Raw genomic sequence first — 8485 nt, 5'->3', positions numbered from 1 at the left:
CTGCACAAGGCACTTCAGAAGAAAGCGTGCGACCTCGTCATGCCGGATTTCATGCGCATTGGCGGTGTGACCGGCTGGATGCGAGCGGCTGCCATCGCCGGAACGGCGGGAATACCTGTGTCAACGCATCTCTATCCCGAGGTCGCCGCCCACATGATGCGGGTCACAGAGACGGCGCATTGGCTGGAGTGGCAGGACTGGGCCGACCCTGTGCTGCAGACGCCCTATCGGATCAAGAATGGGCACCTGCACATTCCCGATGTGCCGGGTGTAGGGCTCGAGTGGAACGAAGAGGCGGTCAAGGGATGTCTCGTTCAGGCCTAGTCTGTTCCTGGTCGTGAGCCCGCGTCGGCCGAGAGACAAACCACTTCGGAAATTTGCAGCAGCTGTCTCGCCAGAGGACTCGTCTTGCGCCAGACCATGCCGATGGTTCGCGAGGGTTGCGGGTCTTTGAGGCGAGCGACGGACACTGATGCGGAGCGTGTCTCCACCGTCTCGGCCATTTCCGGGATGAAGGTGACGCCCATGCCGGCACTGACCATCTGGACAAGCGTGGACAGGGAGCTTGCGTCCAGCACCTCCCGTGGCGGCGACGATTGGATCTTGCAGAACGACAGGGCCTGATCGCGAAAACAGTGCCCTTCTTCGAGCAGGAGCAGCCTCATCTCGCGCAGCATTTCAATGCTGGGCTCGGGCGCTCCCTCATCCGCCGCCGGCCTGACCAGCAGGAATTTTTCCGAGAACAGGGCGACTTCGGTCAGCGAAGGTTCCGAGACGGGCAAAGCAAGGACAGCTGTGTCAAGCCGACCTTCCGCGAGCTCCTCTATCAGCTTCGGCGTCACCGACTCGCGCACGTGAATGTCGAGTTCGGGATGCATGCGCTTGAGGTTCCCCATGATCTTTGGCAGCAGATAGGGGGCAATCGTCGGGATCATGCCGACGCGCAGCCGGCCCACCAGCTGGTCGCGCGAGGCGCGCGCGAAGTCGCTTAGCTCATCGATCGAGCGCAGGATGTCGCGGACGCGCCGGGCGAGCTCCTCGCCGAACCTCGTCAGCACCACGCCTCGCGCGCTGCGCTCGAGCAGCACGCCGCCAAGGGACGTTTCGAGGTCCTTGATCTGCATGGACAAGGCCGGCTGCGAGATCGCACAGGCCTCTGCCGCGCGCCCGAAGTGGCCATGACGTGCCAGCGCATCGAAATATCGAAGCTGGCGGATCGTAAGATGAAGCATCAGAAAATCTTATCGTGACGATCATAAAAGTCAACTTTACCTGATGCGGTGTGCTTCATAGGATTGCCAATCACACGCAGAAATTACCTCCGGAGGCTGTCATGGACGACACAACCAAATGCCCGTTTACGGGTGGGCGCGGACACACGAACCGCGACTGGTGGCCTGACTCGCTGGACGTTTCGGTTCTCCACCGCAATTCCACCTTGTCCGATCCAATGGGCGAGGCGTTCGACTACGCCAGGGAGTTCAAGACTCTCGACCTCGATGCCGTGATCAAGGACCTTCATGCCTTGATGACGGACTCGCAGGAATGGTGGCCGGCCGACTTCGGTCACTATGGCGGCCTGATGATCCGGCTGGCGTGGCACAGCGCGGGCACGTACCGCATCACGGATGGCCGCGGCGGCGCCGGCGCGGGTCAGCAGCGCTTCGCGCCGCTCAACAGCTGGCCTGATAACGCCAACCTCGACAAGGCGCGCCGGCTGCTGTGGCCGATCAAGCAGAAGTACGGCCGGAAGATCTCATGGGCCGACCTGATGGTACTCGCCGGCAACGTCGCGCTGGAGTCGATGGGCTTCAAGACCTTCGGCTTCGCCGGCGGCCGCAAGGACGTCTGGGAGCCCGAAGAGCTCTACTGGGGTCCCGAGGGCACGTGGCTCGGTGACGAACGCTACAGCGGCGAACGCCAGCTCTCGGAGCCGCTCGGCGCGGTGCAGATGGGCCTTATCTACGTCAATCCGGAGGGGCCGAACGGCAATCCGGACCCGATCGCGGCGGCCAAGGACATTCGTGAGACGTTCTTCCGCATGGCGATGAACGACGAAGAAACCGTTGCGCTGATTGCCGGCGGTCACACCTTTGGCAAGACTCACGGCGCCGGCGATCCGTCGCTGGTGGGACCGGCCCCGGAAAGCGGAGCGCTGGAGGATCAGGGCCTCGGCTGGAAGAGCAAGCACGGCACGGGCCTGGGCGCCGACGCCATCACCGGCGGGCCCGAAGTCACCTGGAGCCAGACGCCGACGCAGTGGAGCAATCTGTATTTCAAGAACCTGTTCGAAAACGAATGGGAGCTGACCAGGAGCCCGGCCGGGGCCAAGCAGTGGCGGGCCAGGAATGCGCAAGCCACCATCCCGGACGCGTTCGACAAATCGAAGAAGCATGCGCCGACGATGCTGACCACCGACCTGTCGCTGCGCCTCGACCCGGCCTACGAGAAGATCTCGCGGCGCTTCTATGAGCATCCGGACCAGTTCGCCGACGCCTTCGCGCGTGCGTGGTTCAAGCTCACGCACCGCGACATGGGCCCGATTGCGCGTTACCTCGGCCCGCTCGTGCCGAAGGAAGAGCTGATCTGGCAGGACCCGATCCCCCCTGTGGATCATCCGCTGATCAATGACCAGGACATCACCGCGCTGAAGGCGAAGATTCTCGCCTCCGGCCTGTCGGTGTCCCAGCTTGTCTCGACCGCATGGGCGTCGGCCTCGACGTTCCGCGGCTCCGACAAGCGCGGCGGCGCCAATGGCGCGCGTATTCGTCTCAACCCCCAAAAGGACTGGGACGTCAATCAGCCGGCCGAGCTCAACGGTGTCCTGCAAAAGCTCGAGGCGATTGGCAAGGAGTTCAACGCCGCGCAGTCCGGCGGCAAGAAAGTCTCGCTCGCCGACCTGATCGTTCTCGGCGGCTGCGCCGCGATCGAGAAAGCCGCAAAGGACGCCGGCCTCGACGTGAAGGTGCCCTTCGCGCCGGGACGCATGGATGCGTCGCAGGATCAGACCGATGTCGAGTCCTTTGCCCCGCTCGAGCCGCGCGCCGACGGCTTCCGCAACTATATCAACAGCAAGAAGCACCAGTTCATGAAGCCCGAGGAGGCGTTGGTGGACCGGGCGCAACTCTTGCGGCTGACAGGACCCGAGATGACGGTTCTCGTCGGCGGCCTGCGCGTGCTCGGCGCCAATACGGCCAAGTCCAGGCACGGCGTCTTCACCCAAAAGCCGGAGACGCTGACCAACGACTTCTTCGTCAACCTCCTGGACATGAGCACGCAGTGGCAGCCGTCCGGCTCCGACGGCGTCTACGAGGGCCGCGACCGCAAGACCAACGAGCTCAAGTGGACCGGCACCCGCGTCGATCTCATCTTCGGCTCGCACTCGCAGCTGCGCGCCTTTGCCGAAGTCTACGCCTGCACGGATGCGAAGGAGAAATTCGCCAGGGACTTCGTCGCCGCATGGGACAAGGTGATGAACCTGGATCGGTTCGAACTGGCGGCGTGAGCATCTCTTCTCCCTCCCCCGTTTTGGGGGAGGGCCGGGGAGGGGGGAGCCACACGGGCGCTCTTCTACCTGCCTGCCACCGTCATTCCGGGATGCGTGCGCAGCACGCAGGCCCGGAATCCATAACCCCAGGCCGTGGTTATGACCGTGACTCCCTCGCCCCGCTTGCGGGCAGAGGGGCGGGGTGAGGGGGATTCTCCACGAATGCGGTACGAGTGGGGTTCGCGGAGATTCCCCCTCACCCGGATCGCATCTTCGATGCGCTCCGGCCTCTCCCCGCAAGCGGGGAGAGACGCCCGCCAAACGTCAGGCCCCACTGACCCATCCCACGCTCGATCAACGCGAAAGACTTATCACAGGCTAATGCGAGGCAATTGCATTTAAAGGACCATCGATAAACTGACCCGTCACATCCCTGAGGGCGCTCTTACTGCAGGTCTATTTTGAACTGATAGCCGTGCTTGCTTAGTAGAGCCAAGAGATTGGGGCCATCGATCAGGGTGAGTGGCTTGTTCGCGGCCCATTCGTACGCGTCCCGCCCAAAGTGACTGGTGGCCACGAGGATACCTCGGTTGGCACCTTCGTTCAGAACGGTGCCGTAGAGCTCTCGCACAGCAGCAACGTCAACAGTGCTGGAATAGCGCTTCGCCTGCACCACAAATTTTCCGCCGTGGAGCGGGTCTGAATTGAAGATCACGGCATCCACACCTCTATCGCGGCTGGCTCTCGTAATCTTCACTTCCGCGTTCTTATCGGCATACTCCTTTGCCAACAGCTCACGAATGAGGTGCTCGAAATCCTGCCAGTCCATGGCTGCGAGGTTCTGTCCTTGGGCCATGCCGTCAAGGACGTCTCTCCCGGCAACAAACCTCTCGTCATCCTTATCTAGGCGAATGGCGGGCTCAATGGGCACCACTTCAGCGACATTGTACACATAGGCGCCCTTGAGGGCTCGGAAGGCTTCCAACGCATCGGCACGCTGCAGGTTAAACTCGATGATGTCCTGCTTCTGAACCGCAAGAGCCGCGACAAACGCGTCCTTCAGCTTGCCGGAGGCTGGGTCGAAGAACCGCGACCAGCAGTTAACGGCGATCCTGTCGACATCGTCCTGAACGTCGTTGCGAGCGATGTGATGAGCTATCTGCAGCGCAACGGCTGGCACATAGCGCCGAAGGGCAGCCTCGGCGTCTCGCTTGGCCGGAGGCCGCTTGCTGTCTTGCCGGACCACCGAAACATCAGGCAGCGATGGTACGCATTGGTTCACCTGAAGCACTCGCTCCTGGCGGTCGTACAGGACTTCCCATGGGTAGTCCTCGGGAACTGGCAAACTGATGTTGCACAGTGCAAGCTCGAAATGGGAGCGCACACCGTCATCCGTACGCCTCCGATAGCGCTCGTTGACCGCTCGGATCGGTTGAGTGGCCCTCTGGCAGTCCCTTTCGTAGATTTCCTTCACTTGCTCGAATTCGAGCAGCAGCGCCGCTTGAGCATCTCTCCACTTCAAGGCCAGATCGGCGAGGTAAATCTCCATGAGGTCCTGAGCCTCAACAGCAGCTGCGTACTTTTCGTGGAATGTGGTGTGGAGTTGCCGCGTTTGAGAGTTAAGCAAGGCTACACGGTCGAGCTCAGGTTCATACGCCTTCGCACGCAGTTCGTCCCCGTCATCTACGTCCCTTCCATCAGAGGCCACCAGCCTTACCGCGGTCTGGGGCGGAGCGGTGATGCTTGGGAAGTTCGGCTTTGGTGCCGGCGCTTCGGTTTGCGAGTAGCGAAATGTTGGCGGATCGCACGGGAAGTCGCAGGCTGCTGCGGCCCGACCGTAGAGGCTGGACATGTCCGCCCCACCACCCATGAGGACATCGTCTGATGTGAGCGAAACTTTGCGGGGTTCGGTGTTGGACAGAGAGGCCGGATGTGGACGAGCAAGCTCAAACATCTGCGATGGGAAGCGGTAGGCACGAAAGCGGGCACCCACCCCAGACGGCAGCACAGGTCGGTAGGCGGTTGCGGCAGCTACGTAGTCATCCAGAAGAGCGAAGGCCCGGCGAAATGCGTCCGGGTTGGGAATGCCCACTACTCTGACCGGGTTTTGTGTGCGGTACGCTAGGCTACGTTCGTGTTCCTGATGGGCGAGACGTTCGGCCCTCTTGTCCGCGATTGCTTGCCGCTGGTCAGCGACTGCCTTGGAGGCGGCACCGACCCCCTTGAGCAACCCCTGAACGATCAGGAACCCTCCGTAACCGACTACGAGCAGCGCCGCACCGGCGAGAATTAAATAGTTCATTCTCCGAACCCCCATGGCAACCATAGGGTCGGAACGGAAAAGCTCAAGGTTGCGCGGGGAGAGACGTCTTTCAACCGCTTCAGCATTGATAAATCTGAAGAATTTTAACTGGTTGCGTTGTATTTCGTAAAGCTACGGGTCGCCGATGCTAGCGGGGAAAAGTGGGCTCTTAATCAACCTCAACCTCATCCTCGTCGTCCGGTGCCAGATCAAAGTTGACCGGATTTTCCAAGCGATATGTCTTGGCTTCACGCGCGACGGTTCCGACAACGCGGACGTATCGGTGCTGATGGTGGGCCACAACCGCCGTTTGGTAATCACGGTCCGGCAGGACCAACGTGACCTTTCGCGTCCTTCCTTCCACTGGAGCCAGCACCGTAACCATGCCAAACGGGGCCGTCTGGTCCCTCTGGAGTTTGATCACTGGTCCTTTGATTTCGTAGTTCTCCAGTCTGTCGAAAGCCCGAAAGAGCCGCGCGGCCTCTTGAAGGGTTGGAATGACATCGCTGCTGATGAGGACGCGGGAGTGGGCCTCGTTCGGTGTGGGTCGATTTAGGGCCCAAGAAATAGAAAGTTCGACAGTGGCCGGATCGGCGGCCGAGAAGAGGCCCGCTATGCCCTCGCATAGGTTGGCGCTGACACCTCCAGCCACCGCATTTTGGAACGGGCTAAAGTCTGGCGCAGGTCCCGTGACCGAACTTTCCGCAGCACCGACCGCGAGGCGCACGGATCGTGCCAAAGTCTGGACCACCCTCCGCTCGAAGGGCTCCTCGGGAAAGAGATCAGTGTCACTGTGGGGCGTCAACTGCGGCGCAACCGGCGACAGAAGCGTGAGCACGTAACTGCCCTGCTCCGTCTGGCCCAACCTCGCCTTCCTCATGTACTCATTGGCCGCTTGGGGGCGCCGTGAGTGAAAGACAGCTTGCGGCTTCACAGTTGAGCAAGCGGCCGCATACAGGGTGTCTCTTGCGCGCTCGAACAGCAGCACTCCCTCGTCAATGTCGACGGTTCCATCCGCTGTGCGTGTAGACTGAGCCGCTAGTCGGACGACATCGAAGCCCGAGTTGTACAAGTCGCGGAGAATTTCGAGCTGCGAGCGATTTTCGACGGCTTCCAGCTCTAGGAGAGCTTCGCGAAGCAGCAACGTATAGTCAGCTGCGCTTCGATCAGACGGGATGAGTATCTCTGCTTTGGGGTGTGAGGCGTTATGCCAGACGGTGAAAGGGAGCCCAGACGCATCTCCGAAACGCTCCCAACCGTGGGCACGCAGATAGCCGATGGCGTTTAGGGGCCGGATAGCACCGATTGCAAACTGGTCGTTTATCGAAGCCCTCATTGAAGCTCGATCCCATCTGCTATCTTGGTCATCATAGTCTGCAAGACTTGTGGGCCGAAAAGGTTTTTTCTGGGTATATGGACCGTTTGTGTCGCAGTGTTGGTGCTCGGCTGCATAGCCTTCAGCGAAACCCAGTACGCGCAGTGTCGAAGCATGAGAGCGTGCTCGGATTGCGTGATCCACTCTTGGACATCGTCAGGGACAAGCACCAGCACCAAAATGCGTGGAATGCAAACCTTTACGTCTCTAAGGGCGTGATAGGTCTCCAAGTCCAAAGAGTACGATATCGGGTCGCTCGCTGCCATGCCGCTCCTCTGGCACTTCGCTTGAATGTCTATTTGCGGCTTGTTTAGAACTTTGCCCTGCACGCGAGAGCGTACAAGGTAGTCGACCTTGTCATTGTCCAAGGTAACCGCCTCCAGCCCGCACCCAGCTGCAGCGCAAATCGCGCTTATGTAAGCCCTGGAGAATGCATCTTGGCGGTGAGGAATAGCTGCGTAGTCAGAAACGGCAGGCATTGGCCCCCAATGTGCTCACTCACTGCTGTCAGTCTTGATTGAATGTTGGGGTGCATGCAATCCCACAATGGTATTGTATAAATCATAACGTCCGGATTGGCTGTTAACTCGGGCCTTCGAGCGCCGTACGGAAGCGGTGCGGGCACAGCTTTCTCCAACCCAGCAGAAATGCCGCAGGGATTCCAAGGCAGGCGTTGCTTTTGTCAGCTACAGGTCCGCTGCTGCTCTCGGACCTGCCTCCCTTTGGTCACTACGTCCGGCCGGTCGAGCATGCGGGTATTACATACCGTTCGAGCGCCGGGAGGGGCCGAAGCAAAGTAGGCTTGAGTGGGCGTTCGTGCACCCCGATTTGCCCGTCGCCCCAAATCCCGTCAATCCCCCGCCGCAAAAATAATTCGCTTTATCCGAAACGCAAATCAGGCCTATATTGCGCTCGTTCCATCCCGGTACGAGGGGCGGGTCGCGATCGTCACGAGCGTGGGATGGAATGCGGTGGACGCGGCAGCGTCGGCGCGCAGGGCAGTCGCAGGGCGGGTTTTCCCGTGAGCGAACAGGCGGCGCGCAGGACGAACGACGCCGGATCCCGTCGTCAGGTGAGGCTTTGAGCGGGCGCGGGCCCGGCGAAGTCTCCTGGCGAAATCGGGACGTCGCGTACGGCCAAATCGCGTGGTCCTGGCTGCCGTTGCTGCAGTCAAGTCCGGCGGAGGTTTTGTTCGGCCCAACCGGGTGCGAGCAAAGCCGCCAATTCGCCGGATGACGGTGACAACAGAAGAATTCGTCGCCGGGGAGAGTGCGAAGTAAGCCGTCAAACCACTGCGCAGGGAAGGCGGGGATGCTGTGGC

6 protein-coding genes are annotated in these 8485 nt (G+C 60.9%); 2 read left to right on the top strand and 4 right to left on the bottom strand.

Annotated elements, in window-relative coordinates:
- Nucleotides 1-324 (top strand): enolase C-terminal domain-like protein (locus HY852_RS23845; RefSeq protein WP_291607353.1); only part of this gene is annotated, 324 nt, incomplete at its 5' end.
- On the opposite strand, the gene HY852_RS23840 is transcribed toward HY852_RS23845, so the two are convergent.
- Nucleotides 321-1232, bottom strand: a complete 912-nt coding sequence (locus tag HY852_RS23840) for a LysR substrate-binding domain-containing protein (RefSeq protein ID WP_291607352.1) — start codon at nt 1230-1232, stop codon at nt 321-323. The genes HY852_RS23845 and HY852_RS23840 overlap by 4 nt on opposite strands.
- Nucleotides 1233-1333: 101 nt before the next feature.
- On the opposite strand from HY852_RS23840, the gene katG reads away from it, so the two are divergent.
- Complete coding sequence (gene katG / locus HY852_RS23835; RefSeq protein ID WP_291607351.1) at nt 1334-3505, top strand: catalase/peroxidase HPI; 2172 nt, start codon at nt 1334-1336, stop codon at nt 3503-3505.
- Nucleotides 3506-3932: 427 nt separating this feature from the next.
- Here katG and HY852_RS23830 read toward each other — a convergent pair whose 3' ends face one another.
- The 3 genes from HY852_RS23830 to HY852_RS28000 form a co-directional block, all read right to left on the bottom strand.
- Nucleotides 3933-5789 carry a restriction endonuclease gene (locus HY852_RS23830; protein WP_291607350.1) on the bottom strand — a complete coding sequence of 619 codons (1857 nt, stop codon included), beginning with the start codon at nt 5787-5789 and terminating at the stop codon, nt 3933-3935.
- A gap of 169 nt (nt 5790-5958) precedes the next feature.
- Complete coding sequence (locus HY852_RS23825) at nt 5959-7125, bottom strand: hypothetical protein (RefSeq protein ID WP_291607349.1); 1167 nt, start codon at nt 7123-7125, stop codon at nt 5959-5961.
- Nucleotides 7122-7643, bottom strand: a complete 522-nt coding sequence (locus HY852_RS28000) for a DUF4365 domain-containing protein (protein ID WP_367116415.1) — start codon at nt 7641-7643, stop codon at nt 7122-7124. The genes HY852_RS23825 and HY852_RS28000 overlap by 4 nt, the downstream gene beginning before the upstream one ends.
- Nucleotides 7644-8485: the final 842 nt, after the last annotated feature.

Source organism: Bradyrhizobium sp. (assembly GCF_016213215.1).
Classification (GTDB): Bacteria; Pseudomonadota; Alphaproteobacteria; order Rhizobiales; family Xanthobacteraceae; genus Bradyrhizobium.
Note: the sequence above shows the minus strand (reverse complement) of the source record. Positions and strands in the feature narration are given on the sequence as shown.

Excerpts from the sequence above, each read along its gene's own strand:
- HY852_RS23840 (WP_291607352.1), bottom strand. The coding sequence starts at position 1,232 with ATGCTTCATCTTACGATCCGCCAGCTTCGATATTTCGATGCGCTGGCA.
- katG (WP_291607351.1), top strand. The coding sequence starts at position 1,334 with ATGGACGACACAACCAAATGCCCGTTTACGGGTGGGCGCGGACACACG.
- HY852_RS23830 (WP_291607350.1), bottom strand. The coding sequence starts at position 5,789 with ATGAACTATTTAATTCTCGCCGGTGCGGCGCTGCTCGTAGTCGGTTAC.
- HY852_RS23825 (WP_291607349.1), bottom strand. The coding sequence starts at position 7,125 with ATGAGGGCTTCGATAAACGACCAGTTTGCAATCGGTGCTATCCGGCCC.
- HY852_RS28000 (WP_367116415.1), bottom strand. The coding sequence starts at position 7,643 with ATGCCTGCCGTTTCTGACTACGCAGCTATTCCTCACCGCCAAGATGCA.